Here is an 18,842-nt window from a genome sequence, read left to right as displayed (position 1 = left end):
TATCGTCTCCGCCATGACCGACCGCCTCAGCCCTGGTGACCCCGCCCCCGAGTTCACCCTCCCGACCGACAGCGGCGGGACGCTCTCCCTGGCCGACCTGCACGGCCGCAAGGTCATCCTGTACGCGTACCCGGCCGCAATGACGCCCGGCTGCACCAAGCAGGCATGCGACTTCCGTGACTCGCTCGCCTCGCTCCAGGCCGCCGGCTACGAGGTGGTCGGCATCTCCCCCGACAAGCCGGAGAAGCTGGCCAAGTTCCGCGACCGGGACGCGATCACCTTCCCGCTGGTCGCCGACGCCGACAAGGCGGTGCTGACCGCGTACGGCGCGTACGGCGAGAAGCAGCTGTACGGCAAGACGGTGACCGGGGTGATCCGCTCGACCTTCGTCATCGACGAGGACGGGAAGATCGAACGGGCGCTCTACAACGTCAAGGCCACCGGGCACGTCGCCAAGCTGCGCCGAGACCTCGGCCTGGACTGAGCCTGTCGTACCGGGCCGCTACGGTCCGCGCATGGTCCGGTACAAATACACGCCTCAAGCGCTCGCGCAGGCTGCCGCCGGAGCGCACAGCATCACCGGCGTGATGCGTGCGCTCGGTGTGCGGATCAGCGGTGGGTCCCATGCGCACATCAGCAGGCAGTTGAAACGCTTCGGCATCGACACATCACACTTCACCGGCAGCGCGCACAACAAGGGGCGCCCAGGAGCACGTCGGCCCTCCGCGGCGGTGCTGGTAAAACTCGAACCCGATGCCCGCAGGATCCCGGGATTCCGCCTGAAGCGCGCGCTAGCGCACATCGGCCTCCCGCGCAATGCGAGATCAGCGGTGTGGGCACGGAGTCCTGCCGATGGCAGGGCGACCGAGACCACGGTGCCTGGCGGCGCATCGCCGCCCGCGGCCTCACCCACCAGAACAAGACCGTCACCGACAAGACCAGCGGGCACATGGCGATCCGCGCGGTTGTGGACACGCTCGAAGCCGCAGCCGTCGTCACCCCCACCGGCAAGGCCAGCCGTACGGATCGGTCGAAGACCGGCCCTACCCGGCACCACACCTCACGCCCCGCGCCCAGGCGACGCAGGGCACCCTCCCCCACCAGACCTAACCGTCCGGCGGGCAAGCGTCCGGAGGGACACGCACCAACGGAACGGAAACTGCCCCGCGCAGCCCACCGACACCAGAGCGTGAACACGATCAGCACACCCACTGGCCACCGGCCACGAGGAGCAGCACTGGGCGCAGGATTCCACCTCCACGCCCACGCCACCCCACCACGGTGGGACACGATCCCGGAAACCCAATCCGACTTAGGATCGCTAAGCTGATCAGAGACGCTGTCGTTCGCTTGGCCCTCGCTCACCCCGAGTTTGGTGCGCGGAAACTCGCACGACGACTGACGGAGGCGTCGGACGATGGACCGGTGATCAGCCACCAGACGGTGCAGCTGATATTGCGGGAGGCGGGCCTCACCACCGCCGAGGACCGACGCTCTAGAATCAGCGGGTCTGCGGGAGTGGCGGAAGGGCAGACGCGGTAGGTTTAGGTCCTATTGTCCGAAAGGACGTGGGGGTTCGAATCCCCTCTCCCGCACCAGAGCAGCCCTGTCGTGAGCGTCACGATCCCATGACGTCGGGACCGGGCTGATCCAGGATGGCCGGCGTGAACCTGCGTTTCGTCCTGGATCCCCAGCTGACCTCCGAGCTGCGCGAGCAGATCGTTGCGCTCTGGGTGGACGTCACCAACGCCGGCGGCGCGGTCGGCTTCGTCGCCCCGGTGACCGCGGCCGAGGTCCGCCCCCTCGCCGAGGAGACCTTCGCGGACGTCGCCGACGGACCGGACCGGTTGCTGGTTGGCTACGAGGGGGATCGCCTGGTCGGCATCCTGATCATCGCGGACAACCGGTTCCATCTGAAGTCGCACTGGCGGGTGCTCAAGCGGGTGATGGTGCACCCGGACACCCAGGGCCGCGGGTACGGTGCCGCGCTGATGCGCGAGGCCGAGCGGATCGGCCGGGAGCTGGGACTGGCGGCGCTGCACGTGACGCTCCGGGACGGCCTGGGTCTGTGCGCGTTCTACGGCCGGCTCGGGTACCGCGAGGTGGGGCGGCTGCCGGCCGCGCTGCGCCTCGCTCCCGGCGACGACCGAGACGAGGTCTTCATGTGGCTCGACCTGGCCCCCGAGGCGCCCTGACGTCGGGTCAGTCGGCCACGATGACCGGATCACCGACGGTCACCGAGCCCGGCCCCTCGGGGACCAGGTGCAGCCCGAAGAGGAGCAACTGCCCGATGTTGCGGTGCCGGGCCAGGGTGCGCAGGGGCTCCTTGCCGCGTACCCCGGTCTCCTGATCGGTGGTGGTGACCACGCACCGGTCGCACGGCCCGGCGGCGCGGAAGGGGGCCGAGCCGACGCGGAGCCGGCGGCCGGTCCAGCCGTCCTCGGCCCAGGCCGGGGTGCCCTCGACCACCAGGTTGGGACGGAACCGGGACATGGGCACCGGTGGCTCGCCGGCTTCGGCGAGCCAGCCGTTGAGCGCGTCGAGCGAGGCCGCGCTGGCCAGCAGGAGTGGGTACGCGTCGGCGAAGCTGACCTGGTCGCCGGTGTCATATTCGCGGTCGCCGGCGGGGATGTGCCGGGTCGGTCGGCCGAGCCAGACCAGGCGTACCGGCCGGTCGAGCTGCGCGGTGAGCCAGTCGTCGGCGGGCGGCCCGGCGGGGAGCGCGGGGACGGGCTGCGGGCGGCTGCGGAAGGTGCGTACCGGGAGCGGCTCGGCCTCCACCGGCTCGGGCACCACCAGGTCGGGGTGGCCGGCAGCGCGGAGCAGCAGTCCGCCGGCCCGTACCTCGGCGCGGAGCCCGGCCAGGGCAGTGACCTCGCGCTGGGTGACGCCCACGCCGTTGGCGTCCACGACCATCCAGCGCCGGTCGCCGGCGAGGCCCCACGGTTCGACCCGGGCACCGTCGTGGTCGACGCGGTGGGAGCCCTTGACCGGGTACGTGTGGATCGCCGCGAGTCTCACCAGGCCACGCCGATCCCGTCACCTGGGTACCAGTGTCGGGCCGGGGTCTCCCGGTACGCGAGGAACCGCCGGCCGGTGCGTTCGGCGTGCTGGCCGAGGACGTTGGTGGACGTGACGTTGTCGGTGAGCAGGATCGCGTCGGGGGCGAGCTTCGCCTCGACCGCCTCGAACTCGCTCTGCTCGTGCACCCGGCTGTGGTCGCTGTCGTGCAGGAAGAAGTCGACCGGGCGGTCCAGTGCGTTGATGGAGGCGACCGAGTCGCCGATCACCAGGTCGACCACGTCGGCCCACGGGGTGGCCCGGGCGAGGTAGCCGGCCTCGGGGTTGATGTCCAGCGAGGTGAGCCGGCCGGGATGCCCCTCGGCGGCGTTGCGCAGCAGCGCGGCGGCCAGTACGCAACTGCCCAGCCCCTTGTCCACGCCGGTCTCCACGACGTGTGCGGGTTTGCGGGCGCGCACCATGGCGTACCAGCCGACCCGGCGGGCGTAGCGGACGTGCGGGTCGGCCAGGCCGCGGCGGGAGGCGGCGGCGGTGGCGGCCTCGATGTGCCCGCGCAGCTTGTCGTCGCCCTCCAGCTCGGCGAACCAGCCCCGAACCTGTTTGACCGGCACGTCGCATACGACGCTGACGAACCAGGCCAGGTGGTGCTTGCTGAGCTTGGTCAGGTCGTAGGTGTAGTTGTGGTGTTCCCGGGAGGTGAACAGCCAGCGCGCGGAGGTACGCAGCACCTTGGCGTCGTGCCGGGCGACCCGGGCCAGGCGCTTGGGAAAGGCGGCGACCGGCGCCAGCCGGGTACGGGCGACGGCCCGACGGAGCTTCGTTGGGTCCACGAGGCGTGTGTACCAGGTCCGGGGGCGGATGACGAGGAAAAGTTCCGGGCTGCGACCGGGCGGCCGGACCTGACCGACCGGACGAGGGTCCCCGCGTCGGAAGGTGAGTCAGTAGCATCGCGCACATGTCACAGCCCGAGCAGTTCGCCGACCACGAAACGCGCAACCCAGCGTCGGAAGTGGATCCCGTCGATGCCGAACAGCCGTCCGAGCCGGCTCCGCGTCGCGGTCGGGGTCGGCGTATCGCCCTGATCGTGCTGCTGGTGGTGGTGCTGCTCGCCGGCGGCGGCCTGCTCGCGGCCGGCCTGTACTACCGCTCGGTCGATTCCTCCATCGACCGCGTCGATGCCTTCACCGACGTGCCCGAGGAGTCGCGCCCGGCGGTCGTGGCCGAGGGCGCGATGAACATCATGCTCCTGGGCAGTGACTCTCGCGACCCGGAAAGCACCGGGGGCTCCCGCAGCGACACCATCATCCTGGTCCACCTGCCCAAGGACCGGTCGAGCGCTCAGCTCATCTCGATCCCGCGGGACACCTGGGTGCCCATCCCGCGATCGAAGGAGGGCCGGGGCGGCCGAAACGCCAAGATCAACGCGGCTTTCGCGTGGGGCGGCACCCCGCTGATGGTCCAGGCTGTGGAGCAGTTCACCAGCGTCCGCATCGATCACGTGGCGATGGTCGACTTCGCCGGCTTCAAGGAGATCGTCGACGCCCTGGGCGGCGTCGAGATCGACGTCGAGCAGAGCTTCACCTCTACCCACTCTCTCAAGCCGGGCGGCCGGCGGGAGTTCGTCAAGGGCCACCAGACCATGGACGGCGCCACCGCGCTGGACTACGCCCGCGAGCGCTACGCCTTCGCCAACGGTGACTTCACCCGGATCAAGCACCAGCAGCAAGTGATCAAGGCGATTCTCGACACGGCGGCCTCCGGCGGCACGTTGAGCAGCCCCACCAAGCTGAACTCGTTCGTGCGGGCCACCGCGAGCTCGGTGGCGGTCGACAAGTCGATGTCCCTTGTGGACCTGGCCATGGAGCTGCGCCACCTGCGGGGTGGCAACCTCGGCTTCTACACCTGCCCGGTGAAGGGAACCGGCCGGGTCGGGACGGAGAGCGTGGTGTTCGCGGACACGGCGAGGGCCAAGACGCTCTTCGACGCCGTACGCCGCGACTCGGTCCCGGAAATTCTTTCCGCCGAAAAGTAGGATCTTGCTTTGTCGTGCCGGCTCTGGCGGCGCGGCTGACCTGATCGTATCCTTCGATCGCCCGAGGCCTGCGTCATGCGGGCATCGGGCGGTCACGGGGGAGGATCGACCATGTCAGGCCAATCGGCCACAAGGGACCCGGCTGCCGCCATCATGCAGCTTGAGGAAGCAGCGCGACGGCCGGTGACATCGCCGTCGGACGAGGCCGACGACGAGGGGATACTCGCGGTACTCCCCGCCGTGCCGTTGTCCGGGGAGCCCACGGCCACCGCAGGGGCGCGCATCGGTCTGGACACGACCACGGTGCTGCCGTACGCCGGCTCCCGGACCTCGAAGCGCACGCGCCCGCTGCGGGCCTGGATGATGACGGCACCCATCGACGTCGTCGCGCTGCTCGCCCCGCTGCTGGCCTCCCAGAACTACTGGCGGGGGACGCTGGTCAACGCCGCCCTCACGGTGGCCCTCTTCGCGGCCGGCGGGCTCTACCGGGCCCGCCGGCACCTCAGCATCCTGGACGAACTGCCGAGCCTCTGCGGGCGGCTGCTTGCCTCCGCCGCCGTGGTGGCCATCATCGCGGCCGAGCGCCACGATTCGGTGCCGTATGTGAGCGGGTTCATGCAGGACGTCGCATTCTCCGCCGGACTGGTGATCGTCGGCCGAGCAGCCGGCAGGAAGCTCATCCTCATCGCACGCAAGCGCCGGTGGGTGGAGCACAATGCCATCATCATCGGTGGTGGTCCGATCGGCCTGGAGTTCGCCCGGCTGCTCCGGCGCTATCCCCAGTACGGCCTTCGGTTCGTCGGCTGTGTCGACGCCCGGCCGCGGCTGGGCGTCGACTCGCTTCCGCTGATCGGCACCCTCGACGATCTCGAACAACTCACCCGGCTGCTGGAGTGCGACGTCCTGGTCATCGCCGACCCGGACTGCCCTGAGTCGATGCTGACGGACTTCCTGCTCCGCCCGGCCAGCTCGAACTGCGACCTCTGGGCGATCCCCCGCCTGTGGGGCTCCCGGTCCCACGGCCGCTACCCCGACCACATCGGTGCCATCCCGATCGTCCAGATCGGAAACATCACGCTGACCGGGCCGAGGTGGGCGATCAAGCGCGCCTCGGATGTGCTCTTCGCCTCGGTGGCGTTGATCGTGCTGAGCCCGGTGCTCATGCTCTGCGCGATCGCGACGTTCCTCGACGGCGGCCGGGACATCTTCTTCCGTCAGGAACGGATCGGCCGATACGGCAAGCCGTTCAAGGTGATCAAGTTCCGGTCGATGCGCCCGGTGGACGAGCACGAGTCGCAGACGACCTGGTCCATCGCGCACGACCGACGGGTCGGGCCGATCGGGCGGTTCATGCGCCGTACGTCGCTGGACGAGCTGCCCCAGCTCTGGAACATCCTGCGCGGGGAGATGAGCGTGGTCGGGCCGCGGCCGGAGCGGCCGTACTTCGTCGAGAAGTTCTCGGCCGAGTACCCGAACTACGCGATGCGCCACCGGGTGCCGGTGGGGCTGACCGGGCTCGCACAGGTCAGCGGCCTGCGGGGCGACACGCCGATCTCCGACCGGGCGCGGTTCGACAACTACTACGTCGAGAACTGGTCACTGTGGCTCGACACGAAGGTGGTGCTGCGCACGATTGCGGAGGTCTTCCGCGGTAGCGGCCGCTGACCGAATCCGGCGTGGGGCGAGGCGGGGCGGCAGGTCGGGCAGCCGGCCTGGGCTGGACTAACCGCTGGTCCTGCTCGTCCTCGCCATCACCTCGTCGATCGCCGCTGACCAGTGCGCGGCGAAGCGCTCGAGACTGTTCTCCGCCCGTACGTAGGCGGTGGCATCGGCGACCGCCCCCTGCCGGGAGGGGAGCAGCGTCAACGCTCGGGTGAACTCGTCCAGGTCGCCAGCCGGCGCGGTCAGGTCGAGGTAGCCCGGCACCTGGTCGACGAGTGTGCGGACGTAGCCCACCCGCGTCGTCACGACCGCCGTCCCCGTGGACATCGCCTCCAAGATGGCCAGCGAACACGCCTCGTAGTCGCTGGGCGCGAGCACACAGTCCGCTGCCTGAATCCAGGTCCGCAGCTCCGTCGGTGAGAGAACGCCCAGACCGGCCGCACCCGGGACGGAGCCCGAGCCTGCGGTCAACAGCCGATAACCGGCGCGGGAGGCCGCCGCCGCCGCGATGTCTGGCCGTTTCCGCGCCTCCGCACGGCCGATGAAGAGGGCGAGCCGTTCGTCCGCGGGGACCTGCAACTGTTTCCGGGCGGCGTCCCGGTCGCCGATCGCGAAGGTCCCGGTGTCGATTCCATTCGGTATCACCCGGTGGACCCGGAGTCGGTACCAGTGCGCCACCTCGGCGGCCGTCGGCTGCGAGACCGCGACCCGGTAGGCGTTGGCTCCCGCCCAGATCTCCTTGGCCGCGCCCTTGAGCAGGAATTGCGTCTTCCAGGGCAGGGAGTACGCGTTGGTGCGTGCTCCCAGCCGGACGTGGTCCACCCAGCACCCGTGGTAGACGTGGATCCGTGGCGCGGTCGTACGGCGGCTGACCATGCCATTCGTGATCGTCAGGTCGTGTACGACCTTGTCGAGATCGGCGGCACCGACCACACTCGACACACCCCCGAGCCGGCCGATCACCTCGCCCAGCGTGTGGCAGAACCGCTCCACCCCGCCGGAGTTGTTGGCCGGGTTCGGACTGACGATGGCGACCCTCATCGCCGCGACCGGCGGGTGAGGCGCCGTCCGGCGGCGCGTACCAGTGGCTTCAATCGTCGAGCGATCAGCGACGCCTGCTCGTGAAGGGGTCGGCGGATGAGGCCCTGCTCGCGCAACCAGGCACCGTGTTTGCGCAGGAAGTACCAGTTGTTGCGGAGCACCGAGTACTCGTACCGGAGCTTCGACTGTCGATCGATACCGCCGCCCTGCCGAAACCGGATGTACGTGTAACCCCGGTCCGTCACCAGGACCCGGTGGCCAGCCCTCGCAGCCGACACGTACAGGTCCGTTTCCTCACGGTAGTAGTTGCCGGTGTAGGACTCGTCGTAGCTGACCACGTCGAAGATGGATCGCCGGAACAGCGCGTTGGCGGGCATCCAAACGCAGTCTGCCCATGGTGTCTCGGGGAAGAGCCCGGGCCGGTCCAGCTCCGGGCCGCCCGGTGTTCTCGGCGCCCGCGCGACCAGATCCTCGACGGCCTCCGCCTCGCCGAGGTTGAACCACGGCACACCGACGATGTCCGCGCCGGCCTCGTGCGCGACCCCGAGAAGCTCGGCGATGAGTTCGTCGCTGGGAATGTCGTCGTCGTCGATGACGAGCACCCAGTCCGAGGTCGCGGCACGAACGCCCGCGTTCTTGGCTTTCGGGGGGCCGGCGCTGCGCTCGTTGACGATGACGCGGAGCCGGGAGTCCTGATCGGCAAGGCTCCGCAGCCGGGCTGCGGTGTCGTCCGCGCTCCCGTCAACGACGAAGATGACCTCCCGCACGGCCGGCTGCGTCAGCGCCCACTGCGCCCTCGCACAAGCGAGTTGGCACCTGTTCCGCGTGGGCACGACCACGGAAACCGTGGCCGCGCCCGAGCGGTCCGCCTCACGCTCGCGCAGCACGCCGGTCACCGTGGCTCCAGGCGCCACTGACTTTTGTGCTGGCCCCCGCCGATCCGGCAAGGATTCCGGCCGCGATGCCCATCACGAGCGGCCACCGGCTCGTCTCGGACAGGAACGGCGCGGTCATGACGCACAGCGGTGCGATCAGGCAGAACACGGCTGCGGATCGGACGATGATGTCGCTGTCGGGGTCTCGCAGGGCGTTCAGCGCCGCCAGGCCGGCGACGAGGAGAAAGAGGATCACGAGCAGCGGCGCCACCGGGCCGTACCGCAGCCAGACCTGCAGCAGCTCGTTGTGCACGTAGACGCGGGTGGCCTCGTGGGCGGCGGCGCCGTCGAGTTGGGGCGAAAGGGGGCCCACCCCGGTCCAGAAGTTCGCCCGCACGTGGTCCCACCCGAGGCGAAGATCGCTGATGTGCCCGCCCGTCGACGCCGTCTGGTGGGCGCTGCTCTCCTGGTTGGGCGCAGTCGGCGCAGGCCGGGTGGGGTCGGGCGCGCTGGTCGGACGGGCCGACCCGCCATCCCCGCTCGGGACATCGCTCGGGCTCGGCGCGCCAGTCGGCTTCGGCGTGCCGTTCGCGCTCGGCCCGTCAGTCGCCTTCGGCGTGCCGTTCGCGCTTGGGGCCCGGCTCGCGCTCGGGACACTGCTCGGGCTCGGTGCCCGGCTCACGGTCGGCGCGCCAGTCACGCTCGGGGGGCCAGCCACGCTCGATACGCTGGTCGGGCCCGCTGGGCCAGTCACGCTCGGTGCGCCGGTCGGGCTCGATGCGCCGGTCCGGCTCGGCGCGCCGGTCGGGCTCGATGCGCCAGTCACGCTCGGTGCGTTGCTCGGACTCGGTCCGCCACTCGCGAGTTCGAAGCTGCCCGCGCTGCGCAGGCCGAGATCCGCGGCGAACCCCGGCGCGGCGAACACGACCACCGCCACCGCGGCAACCGCGAACGCGAACTGTCGGAGCATCCGCTTCCATCGTGGCCAGGTGAACGCGAGAACGACGACGAGGGCGAGCAGAGCCGCGATCCACACGCTGCGCCGGAAGCTGATCAGGACCAGAAGCGGCGTGGCAACCAACACGCCCACGTACCGCCAGTCCCAGCGCCACCCGCCGGCGCCGAGCATCCCGATGAACACCGCCGCCGCGATCGCAGGCAACGCCGAGTCGTAGTAGACGAAATAGGAGCTGAGCCGGTCGTCAGCGATCTCGCCGAGCGGGATGGCGATGGCTGCCGCGACGAGTAGCCCGGCCAGCGCCACTCCGACCGTCACCCGCAACGACCTCTGGTCGTCCTGGAGCCGCCGCATGCTCATGCCGATGACGAGGCCCAGGACCAGCAGGATGAAGGCGCGGGCGTTCTGGTTGACCGCGGAGAAAGGCGACTGCCCGTGCAGCAGACCGCTGCCGCCGGCCAGGACGACGAGCGCGGCCGCCAACCCGAGCAGCGCCCCGCCGACCGAACGGAGACGAGCGCGCTTCGGTGGCCACCACCGGACGGCGGCAGCGAGCGCGGCCGTCAACGCGAGCGGCAGGACGATCGGGATCTTCCCAGTGCCGAAGAACACCTGGTAGCCCAGGGTGGTCAACTCGCCGAAGCGGCCGTTCGGCTTGATCTCCTGGGTGAGCACGACCACGAGCACGGTGCCCGTCAGGGGCAGGCGGAGAACGAGCAGCGGCAGCGCGATCGCGAAGGCGACCCCGAGCGGGGACGGCATGGTCCAGAAGATGTACGCGGCGCAGAACGCCGCAGCCGCCCAGGATGCCCACACGAGTGGCCGGCGGCCGGTGGTGGCGAGCGGACCGATGGCAGCGGACGCCCAGCCCGGGAGGCGCGTCAGAGCCGACCGGCCTGTTTCAGCGCCGTCGGAGCCGCCGAGAGGCTGTTGGGCGGAATGGAGGGCCGCGTCGTCCATGCCCGAATCAGTCACAGTCCCTCTGGAACCCATCACTGCCTTTGCCCCGAGATCGGATCCTGGTTGGCCTTCGCTGACCCAGGACCCCGCTGACAAAAACGCCGCACCGGTTGCCATGACAGTCGCTGGACGACCACAGCCGAAGCAACCCTGTGACCAGGGCGGCCGTGCAATGTGGTAGGTCGAACATCACGGCAGCGGCCGGCGCGGCACACAGTATCAGGAAAGGTGGGCGAGAGCGCCGGCGCGAACTCGCCCGACGGGGCAGCCCGGTGTGGGGGCCGAACGAGCGCCGGAGAGTCAGTACGATGTTGGTCGTTCTCGGTTGGATGGCCTGGGCCAGCGCCGACCCCGCACCCCCGGCACTGGCGGCGACCTCGCGTACTCGCGGTCGGTGGTCGCCACCCAGTAGGGTCATCCGGGATCACCCCCCGGAGCCGCAGATGATCACCCGCCGCACTCTCCTCGCCGCTGCCGGCGGCATGGTCGTCGCCGGCGGTACGGTCCTCGCTGCCGATGCTCCGCGTCCGGCGCCCACGGTGCTGCCACCCCCGTCCGGCGGCGACGACACCGCCATGCTCAACGCCGCGCTCGTCGCCGGGGTGGGCGGCCTGATCCGGGGGCCCCGCGGCGCCCATTACCAGGTCGGTGCCCCCCTCGTGGTGCACAGTGGCACGACGTTGATCATGTCGGGGTGCACGGTGACCCTGGCCACCGGCAGCGCCTGCAACCTCCTCATCAACAGGGCGGTCACGGCCGGCGGCCGGGATCGGGACATCACCGTCATCGGCGGCACCTGGGTGCGCGCGGAGGGGGTGGGCGGCACCGGTCCCAACCTGCACACCCTGCGGTGGCGACACATGGACGGCTTGACGCTCAAGGATCTGGCGGTGGAGACCGCGAGCGACAAGTACGCCATCTCCCTCGGCGATGTCACCAACACCACCGTCACCCGAATCAGGTTCGCCGTGTACTCCGACGGGGTTCACATCCAGGGGCCGGCCGCGCGGACCAGGATCTCCGAAATCCGGGGGTCGACGGGTGACGACACCGTCGCCATCACCCCTCGCGACTGGCAGGCCTACGACGACGTCTCGGGGCCGGTGATCGACACCGTCATCGAGGACATCAGCGTGGCCTCGCTCGCCGCGCTGGTCAAGGTGCTCGGCGGCTCACCGGAGACCGCGGCGTTGCGTACCACGGTCCGGGGCGTCACGGGCATTGCCGGCAACAACGTGGTCTGGATCGGGGACGACACCGCCGAGTGGCGCACCACCGGCGGCCGGGTGGACGACCTGGTGGTGGAGCGGGTCGCCGCAGCCACCCTGCCCGGCCGAGGCGGAATGGTGCACATCAACGGCTCGTCCGTGGGACGGGTCCAGCTCCGAGGGCTGAAGGTCGACGGCCCGGAGGTCGCACTGCCGCTGGTGCGGGTCACGCCACTCGCTCCCGCGGCCCTGGACGCCCTCACGGTCGAAGATGTGGACATCGCGCAGCTCGGCGCCCTGCCCCTGCTGTCCGTGGAGCCGAAGGCGATGATCCGACGCCTGCGGTTGGACGGGGTGACTGTCGGCGGCACGTCGGCCGGCACCACGGTCCTGCGGGTCGCCGGCGTGGTGGACGACCTGAGCGTTCGGGCGGTGAGCATGACAGCGACCGGCGACAGCCGTCTGCTCGAACTGCCTGAATGGGCGGCGAAGGCCGCGGTGCGGCGGGCGAACCTGTCCGATGTGCGGATCAATGGCAGCGGCGGCCTGGTCGCCGCCTTGGCGGCCACGCACCACCTGCCGCGGCTGGCCGTCGGCGACGTGCAAACGGTCGGGGCGGCCTGGCTGGCCGACCTCAACACCGAAACCGAGCTGCTGCTGTCGAACGTGCGCATCGAGGGATCTACCGGTGGAGTCGCGAATGTGCACAGCTCGGGGGCCGTGGTGGTGCGCGGCGACGGGCTGCGGTCGGCGCCCGGGTCGCGGGGCGTGGCGGTGGCCTTCGGCGGTTCGGTGGTCTCGTACGCGCCGGACCTGGCGGTTGACATCAGCAAACTCGTCCGGGTGGACGGCAGCCGGGCCACGAACACCAACGCTCGCCTGCCGTGCGGCACAGGGCCGGTGGTGTGTGCCGGCCTGGTCTGGCAGCACGTTCGGACCGGCGCCACCTACTGAGGGAGCGCCGGGCGAGGTCGCGCCAGCGGCAAGCTCACAGGGCCTTGCGCGACAGCACGCGCTTGAGGTCTGTCGGGGTGATCGCCCGCGTGGCCAGCACCGCCGCACCGAACATGCCGGCGGCCAGCGCTGCCTCGATCGGCCACGGCAGTCGGACCAGCCACAACACGACAATCGTGGCGGCACCGAGGACGAGGACGCCCGCCATCTCCCGCACGGGCAGCCGTGACGTCATCGCCCGGGCCGCCAGCAGGCAGGTGGCGACCCCGATGACGAACTCGGTCACGGCCGCGACCGCCGCGGCACCCGTTGCCCCCCATCGGGCACAGGCCCAGAACTGTGCCGCGAGGTTGACCACCGCGACCGAGACGGTCAACACCGCGATCGGCCGTACGACGCCCAGCGCGGAACAGATCGTCGTGCCGACATAGCCGAGGGTGACACCGACGAAGGCCACGGCGAGCAGGATCAGAGGCATGGTCGCTGGCCCGAAGTCGTCGCCGTAGAGATAGGCGACGAGGGCGGGGGCGAGCGCGATCAACATGACTGCGGTACCAGCGCCGATCACGACGCCGGTGCGGGTCGCCAGGCTGAAGATCAGATTTCGGCGGTGGGTGTCCATGGTCGCACTGGTCGCCACGAGGGGCAGCAGCGGAGCCACCAGCATGGCCGGGCCGAGCTGAGCGACGTCGAGGAACTTGTAGGCGGCCGAGTAGTAGCCCACCTCGGCGGCGCCCTGAAGGTGGAACAGAATCACCGAGCCGAGACGGTAGTAGGCCATGACCGCCAACGAACTGATCGCGAGCGGCCAGCTGAGCGCGAAGATGCGGCCCGCCTCCACCCACGACGGCCGGCCGAGTGGCACCAGCCTTCGGTTGATCACCACGCCGACACCGGTCTGCACCGCGACGACAGCGACGAAGAACCAGGCAAGCAGTACGACGTCGCCGCCGGTGCGCGCGATGGCCACGACCGCGATCAGCCAGAGGACGCCCTGGATGAGGGCGAGGACGGACGACACCTCGGGGCGGAAACGGGCCGTCGCCCCGGCGGTGAGGATCGACGCCGCGGAGAGCGGCGTCGCGACGGCGACGACCGCGACGACCGAGCTGGACTCACCGAACAGCCCGCGGGCGGCGGCGATGAGTAGGACGACGGTCGCGAGCAGCGCCACCGATGTCCGGATGAGCAGGCCGGTGGTCAGGATCCGGCCGGCGGACGCCTTCTCCCGGGCTATCCGGGAACTCACGGTGATCGTCGTGCCCATGTCGGCGACCTGTGCCGCCGCCGTGCCGAGGGTGAGCGCGAGGGCGAAGATGCCGAACCCGTCCGGATTGAGGTAGCGCGCGAGCACGGAGTTGGTCGCCATACCCACGGCCATGCCCAGCAGCCGGAGGCCGAGGGAGACGGCCGTGGCCATGCTGAGCCCGCGTGCCGACCGCGAGCGGCCCGCCGGTCCGGTCGCTTCGAGCCCCGCCGATGCGATACCGGCCTGGGTACCGGGATCCCCCGGCGGGTTCGTCGTCTGTCCAGGCGAGGTCAACGGAGGCACTCCCCGAAAATCCGTTCGTACGCGTCGAGCCAGTGCCCGCGGCCGTGCTGCTGCTCGACGTACGCGACGCCGCCGCCGCGGAGTTCCAGGATCGCCGATGCCCTCTCGGCCGTCAGTTCCGCCGGATTCTCGATCACGAGACCACCGCAGCGGGAGACCAGCTCCGTTCCGGGATCTCCCCGGAACGCGACGACCGGTAGCCCGCCGGCGGCAGCCTCGAGTACGCAGGTCGGCGTACCGTCGGTCTCCGCTCCGCAGTAGATATAGAAGTCGCTGGCGGCGAGGAGGTCAGGTATGTCCTCCCGGTGGCCGGTGAAGTGCACGTCGGTGTTGCCCGCGCTGAGCCGCTCCAGCCGCTCGCGGTCTGGCCCGTCGCCGACGACGAGCAGGGCGCTTCCGCTGGCCGCCGCCGCCGCGATGGCCCGATCGTGGCGTTTGGCACCATGCAGCCGCGCGGCGAGGACGGCGACCCGGCGGTCGTGAAAGTGGCTTGGCAGCAACTGCCGGCGCAACGCTGCCCGCATCGCGGCCGGCGGGGCGGTGTAGCGCCGGGTGTCGATCGAATTGGGGACCACGACGAGCTTGTCCCGGCCGACCACGGGTTCGAGGTCGCTGGCCACGGCCGCACTGACGCAGACCACCCGGGAGACGTGCTCGGCGGCGCGCGCGTAACCCGCGAGAAGCAGACGACCGGCCGAACCACCCATCCACCGTCCGTGCTCGGTCCAGACCACCGGCGCTCGGCGGGACAGGGGCGCGGTCAGGGCGATCTGTTCCCGCTTGAACTGCAGATAGTAGATTGAGGAGTCGGCAATGGTCTGCGTGCGGTGCCGCTCGAGCGGCACCCGCAGGAGCCCGGCGGCCATCGTCCTGCGCGACCATTTCGGCCCAAGCCCGATCTCACGTCGGGTCAGGCCGTGCTCGCCCCATCCCGGGCACCGGCCGTACAGGACGACGTCATGGCCGCGATCCCGCATTCCCTGGCCGAGCGCGACGGTGTGCGCCTCGGCACCACCGGCGGTGTCCGAGACAGAGACCATCGTTACGGTCAACCTGGACAATACGGTCCTCTCTCACTGGCTGCGCGTCCGGCCGTTGGTCCGGCTCTGCTGGGTGGCGATGTACTCGTGCAGAAAGCGGTTGGCGGCGTCCGCCGGGTCGACCGGCCTCGCGCCGAGTTCGTGGGCGACGACGATGGCGTCCCGTACCGCCGCGACGCTGACGTCGCGGGCGACGGCGGTGGCCAACTCGCCCAGCCCGCCGCACGGGGCCACCGCGGTCGGCACACCAAGTCTGGCGGCCACCGCGAGCACGCCGGACTGACTGGCGACCTCGTACGGCGCGACGACCACATCGGCGGTCGCGACCAGCGCGGTGAACTCGTCGACATCCAGATAGCGGTAGACGGTCGTCACCGCCGCCCCGGTCTGTTCGATCAGGGCGTCCACCTGCCGGCCCGGCCCGAGATCCGCGCCGACCACCGCTCCCAGCCAGCCCGGCAGCTGCGCCATGGCCTGGACGAACAGCTCCGGATTCTTGTCCGCCCGGACCTGACCAGGCAGGAGGGCCAGCTTGCCGCCGTCGGGCTTCAGCTCCGTGCGCCAACGCTCGACGAGTGCCGGGTTCACCGGCGGCGTCCACTGCACCAGGGGGACCTGGACGACGTTGGCCACTCCCCTGCCGAGGAGGCTCTGCCGGTCGGCGCCCGAGTAGACGAGGACCCGGTCGGAGTCCTGGAGCACGCTGCGCAGTGCTCGGCCGCCCCCCGGGGCGTTCGACCGGACGAAGGTGTTGTGCGGGCTGGCGACGACCGTCGCGTTGCGGTGCCGGGCGACCGAGACGAGTTCCGGGGTGAGCGCGAACATGCCCTGGATGTGGACGATGTCCTCCGGGCCGATCACCCGGCGCAGGTGCGGCAGGGTGCGAAGGACGTAGCGCGCCGACGTCCGGGCTTGGCGGACGATGCGGTTGGGCGAGGACCGATGCCAGGTGATGCAGCGACACAGGGCCACCGTGGCAGGTGCCTCGTCGCAGTCGTCGGCGGTGTGGACGACCACGTCCACACCGAGTTCCGTCAGACCGGCGGCGACCTCGACGGAGTGGTTGAAGACGCCGCCTCGCCCGCCCGACTCGATCATGTGCACGCGCCGGATCACAACGCGGGCTTCCCGTCGGCGAGGGCCGAGATGGCGGCGACCAGCTCACGAACCGTCTGGGGCCAGCCGAGCGCCGCACAAAGCTGCCACGCCGTGCGCTCCCGCGCCTGCCGCGCGGACAGGTTGCGCAACCCGTCGACGACCGCGCCGGCGAAGGGGTGCGGTGCGTCGGCCACCCAGTAGGCACCGGCACCCCGCACGGCACCCGGCAGGCCCTGCGCCGCGAACGTGCTCATGACGACGGAACGCCCACGCGACATCGACTCGGTCAGCTTGAGCTGCGATCCACCGCCGGTGGTCGCGGGTGCGACGGTCAGCGCGGCTCCGGCGTAGGCGTCCGCCAGGTCGTCGAGCGTGCCGAGCACGGTCACTCCGGAAACCGCGCCGAACTCCTGACCCAGCGCCTCGCTCCGCCGACCCGCGACCACCAGCTGAGCCGTGGACAGCTCGGCGCGGACGAGGGGCCAGACGTCCCGGACGAACGTGCGCAACGCCAGCACGTTCGGCTCGTAGTCGTACGAGGCCAGCGCGAGGACGTATCCGTCGGGTGGCGAGGGGCTGTAGGGCTGGACGTCCACCCCGTTCGGGGTCAGGACGACATCGCGGGTCCAGCCGCGCAGCACGGCCAGGTCCGGCTGGGAGAGCGCGACGCAGAGCGCGGCGCGGGCGGCCACTCGCGGCTCCCAGAAGGCGGCCTTGGTCGCCTCGGCCCGGCGGGCCAGCCGTTGCCACCCGTGGGCCGACGTCACCAGGGTCTGCAGGCGCCGGCCTTCGATGTTGGCGAATTCGACGATCTGCGGTACCCCCCGTGCGGATGGGGGCGCCCAGGCCGCCAGGTAGGAGTGGGACCAGTACACCGCGTCGGGCCGGAACTCCTCGCAGAGCGCGTCGAGGGAGTCGGCGATGGGAACCATGTAGTGCCCGCCCAGGTGGGGACCGCCCGACGCCCGGGTACGGACGGCGGACGGCGGCGACCAGGGCAGCGGGCGGGTCGGGACCGGGGGGTCCACCTGCCGCTCACCGTGATCGGGAAACGTGACCAGCACCTCCGCGTGGCCGCTCAGCGCCTCGGCCACCCGAGCGGTACGGATGCGGCCACCGTGCTGCGCCGGCCAGGGTGGTTCGACGCTGACGACGAGCACCCGCTTCATCGCTCACGAACCAGTTCGGTCTCCAGCAGCTCGCGCAGCACCGCGCCACGGCCTGTCCAACCGTGTTCCGCCGCGCTCGCCATCCGGTCGTTCACCACGGTGTCGGTGACCGGCTGGAGCAGCTCCAGCAGGCGAGCCGGAAAGTCGTCGGCCTCGGCCGCCACCACGTGGGAGTTGGTCAGCGCGAGCTCGGTGACCGCCGGAAGCCCGGTGCTCAGCACCGCCAGCCCCGAGGACAGATACTCGAAGCACTTCAGGGGACTGACCCCCCGGGTGTAGTCGTTGATCTCGTACGGGATGAGCCCGACTGCGCAGGTTCCGGCCAGCTCGGCGAGCTGGGCGGGAGTGAGAACGCCGACGTGGCGGGCACCGAGTTCCTCGAGGCGCCGCAGCTCTGCGTCGAAACTGCCCCCACCTGCGGCGAGCGGACCGGCCAGCAGCAGCTCACCGCGTCCCCGCAGGGCTGCGGCGGTCGACTCGAGGAGCCGCAGGTCGAGCTTGTGGACGGTGAGATTCCCGGAGAAGAGGGCGACGGGACGGCGCTCGGCGACCGGTCTGCTCGCCGCCGTGAAGACCGACACGTCGGCGACGTTCGGCAGCAGCTCGACCCGGGGGAAGCCGGCGGCGACGAGATGTTCCTGGACCGCCTTGCTGGTGGCGACGGCGACGGCGGTGCGCCCCGACAACGACCTCTCCCCGCGCGCCACGGCGACGCCGTCCACGCCGGGAAAGGTCGCCAGCAGGTCCACACAGTGATAGATGACGACGTCTGCCGCCTCTTCCAGGCCGTACGTGACCGGCGTGAACGTCCAGAGCACGCGTGGGCGTGAGCTCCTGAGCCAATTGCCGGTGGCGCGCCGGAGCAGGGCACGGTTGAGCGGACGGGTGGGTGTCCGGTGCAGCGGTAGCACAAGCGGCGACACGATCCGCGCCCCCGCCGGCCGGGGCCGGTGCGCCGGCGCTTTCCGGTCGCCGACCGCCTTTCGGATCCGCCCGGCCATCCGGACGACGTCGTCCCGGCTGAGCCTGGGCCGGCGCAGCCCCAGGGATTCGACGAAGGTCACCTTCGTGGTCTCCGCGAGTTCCCGTGCGACGTAGTGCTGGTTCGTCGCGATCGGGGAATCCCACTCAGCGGTGCCCAACATCAGCACGTTCGCCACGGGCGATGCCGTCGCCATGAAGTAGTCCCCCACTCGCAGTGCACTGAGCCCGGCAAAGAGTATGTGAGGCTCGATCCCCGGCCAAGACCGGGAACTCCTACCAAAGCCATGG

The 18,842-nt window shown here is 70.7% G+C and carries 15 protein-coding genes and 1 tRNA gene; 6 read left to right on the top strand and 10 right to left on the bottom strand.

Features of this window, described 5'->3' with window-relative positions; translation table 11 throughout:
* The first annotated feature begins 13 nt into the window (after nt 1-13).
* The 3 genes from bcp (at nt 14) to ACNAW0_RS16600 (ending at nt 2,195) form a co-directional block, all read left to right on the top strand.
* Nucleotides 14-484, top strand: coding sequence for a thioredoxin-dependent thiol peroxidase (gene bcp / locus ACNAW0_RS16610; protein ID WP_416288776.1), 471 nt, complete (start codon nt 14-16; stop codon nt 482-484).
* Between the two features lie 1,028 nt (nt 485-1,512).
* Nucleotides 1,513-1,598, top strand: a tRNA-Leu gene (locus ACNAW0_RS16605).
* A 66-nt stretch (nt 1,599-1,664) separates the two neighbouring features.
* Complete coding sequence (locus ACNAW0_RS16600) at nt 1,665-2,195, top strand: GNAT family N-acetyltransferase (protein ID WP_416288775.1); 531 nt, start codon at nt 1,665-1,667, stop codon at nt 2,193-2,195.
* A gap of 7 nt (nt 2,196-2,202) precedes the next feature.
* Here the strand turns inward: ACNAW0_RS16600 and ACNAW0_RS16595 are convergent, their stop codons facing one another.
* On the bottom strand, nt 2,203-3,021 hold the full coding sequence (locus ACNAW0_RS16595) for an MOSC domain-containing protein (protein ID WP_416288774.1): 819 nt from the start codon (nt 3,019-3,021) through the stop codon (nt 2,203-2,205).
* Nucleotides 3,018-3,851, bottom strand: coding sequence for a class I SAM-dependent methyltransferase (locus ACNAW0_RS16590; RefSeq protein WP_416288773.1), 834 nt, complete (start codon nt 3,849-3,851; stop codon nt 3,018-3,020). The genes ACNAW0_RS16595 and ACNAW0_RS16590 overlap by 4 nt, the downstream gene beginning before the upstream one ends.
* A 125-nt stretch (nt 3,852-3,976) precedes the next feature.
* Here ACNAW0_RS16590 and ACNAW0_RS16585 point away from each other — a divergent pair, with 125 nt between their 5' ends.
* Together ACNAW0_RS16585 and ACNAW0_RS16580 are read left to right on the top strand one after the other, a co-directional pair.
* Nucleotides 3,977-5,053, top strand: coding sequence for an LCP family protein (locus ACNAW0_RS16585; protein ID WP_416288772.1), 1,077 nt, complete (start codon nt 3,977-3,979; stop codon nt 5,051-5,053).
* Nucleotides 5,054-5,164: 111 nt separating this feature from the next.
* A complete protein-coding gene (locus ACNAW0_RS16580) occupies nt 5,165-6,718 on the top strand; it encodes a sugar transferase (protein WP_416288771.1) in 1,554 nt (517 codons plus the stop codon).
* 57 nt (nt 6,719-6,775) lie between these two features.
* Here the strand turns inward: ACNAW0_RS16580 and ACNAW0_RS16575 are convergent, their stop codons facing one another.
* The 3 genes from ACNAW0_RS16575 to ACNAW0_RS16565 are packed head-to-tail and all read right to left on the bottom strand — an operon-like array spanning nt 6,776 to nt 10,666.
* The gene (locus ACNAW0_RS16575) at nt 6,776-7,756 is read right to left on the bottom strand and encodes a glycosyltransferase family 4 protein (protein ID WP_416288770.1); all 981 of its coding nucleotides are present in this window, start codon (nt 7,754-7,756) and stop codon (nt 6,776-6,778) included.
* Nucleotides 7,753-8,589 (bottom strand): glycosyltransferase family 2 protein, encoded by an 837-nt coding sequence (locus tag ACNAW0_RS16570; protein WP_416288810.1) that lies wholly within the window; start codon nt 8,587-8,589, stop codon nt 7,753-7,755. The genes ACNAW0_RS16575 and ACNAW0_RS16570 overlap by 4 nt, the downstream gene beginning before the upstream one ends.
* Nucleotides 8,590-8,626: 37 nt before the next feature.
* Nucleotides 8,627-10,666 carry a hypothetical protein gene (locus tag ACNAW0_RS16565; RefSeq protein WP_416288769.1) on the bottom strand — a complete coding sequence of 680 codons (2,040 nt, stop codon included), beginning with the start codon at nt 10,664-10,666 and terminating at the stop codon, nt 8,627-8,629.
* Nucleotides 10,667-10,992: 326 nt separating this feature from the next.
* On the opposite strand from ACNAW0_RS16565, the gene ACNAW0_RS16560 reads away from it, so the two are divergent.
* Nucleotides 10,993-12,711, top strand: coding sequence for a hypothetical protein (locus tag ACNAW0_RS16560; RefSeq protein WP_416288768.1), 1,719 nt, complete (start codon nt 10,993-10,995; stop codon nt 12,709-12,711).
* Between the two features lie 34 nt (nt 12,712-12,745).
* On the opposite strand, the gene ACNAW0_RS16555 is transcribed toward ACNAW0_RS16560, so the two are convergent.
* The 5 genes from ACNAW0_RS16555 to ACNAW0_RS16535 all read right to left on the bottom strand — a co-directional run bounded on the left by ACNAW0_RS16555 (nt 12,746) and on the right by ACNAW0_RS16535 (nt 18,748).
* Nucleotides 12,746-14,131: an oligosaccharide flippase family protein gene (locus ACNAW0_RS16555; protein WP_416288767.1), complete on the bottom strand. Its 1,386-nt coding sequence runs from the start codon at nt 14,129-14,131 to the stop codon at nt 12,746-12,748.
* 119 nt (nt 14,132-14,250) lie between these two features.
* On the bottom strand, nt 14,251-15,303 hold the full coding sequence (locus ACNAW0_RS16550) for a glycosyltransferase family 4 protein (RefSeq protein WP_416288766.1): 1,053 nt from the start codon (nt 15,301-15,303) through the stop codon (nt 14,251-14,253).
* Between the two features lie 33 nt (nt 15,304-15,336).
* Entirely contained in the window at nt 15,337-16,401 is a 1,065-nt protein-coding gene (locus tag ACNAW0_RS16545) for a glycosyltransferase (protein WP_416288809.1), read from the bottom strand.
* Nucleotides 16,402-16,415: 14 nt separating this feature from the next.
* Nucleotides 16,416-17,570, bottom strand: a complete 1,155-nt coding sequence (locus tag ACNAW0_RS16540) for a glycosyltransferase (protein WP_416288765.1) — start codon at nt 17,568-17,570, stop codon at nt 16,416-16,418.
* Nucleotides 17,567-18,748 carry a glycosyl transferase family 1 gene (locus ACNAW0_RS16535; protein ID WP_416288764.1) on the bottom strand — a complete coding sequence of 394 codons (1,182 nt, stop codon included), beginning with the start codon at nt 18,746-18,748 and terminating at the stop codon, nt 17,567-17,569. The genes ACNAW0_RS16540 and ACNAW0_RS16535 overlap by 4 nt, the downstream gene beginning before the upstream one ends.
* Between the last annotated feature and the right edge of the window lie 94 nt (nt 18,749-18,842).

Source organism: Micromonospora sp. SL1-18 (assembly GCF_047921505.1).
In the GTDB taxonomy this organism is placed as follows: Bacteria; Actinomycetota; Actinomycetes; order Mycobacteriales; family Micromonosporaceae; genus Micromonospora.
Note: the sequence above shows the minus strand (reverse complement) of the source record. Positions and strands in the feature narration are given on the sequence as shown.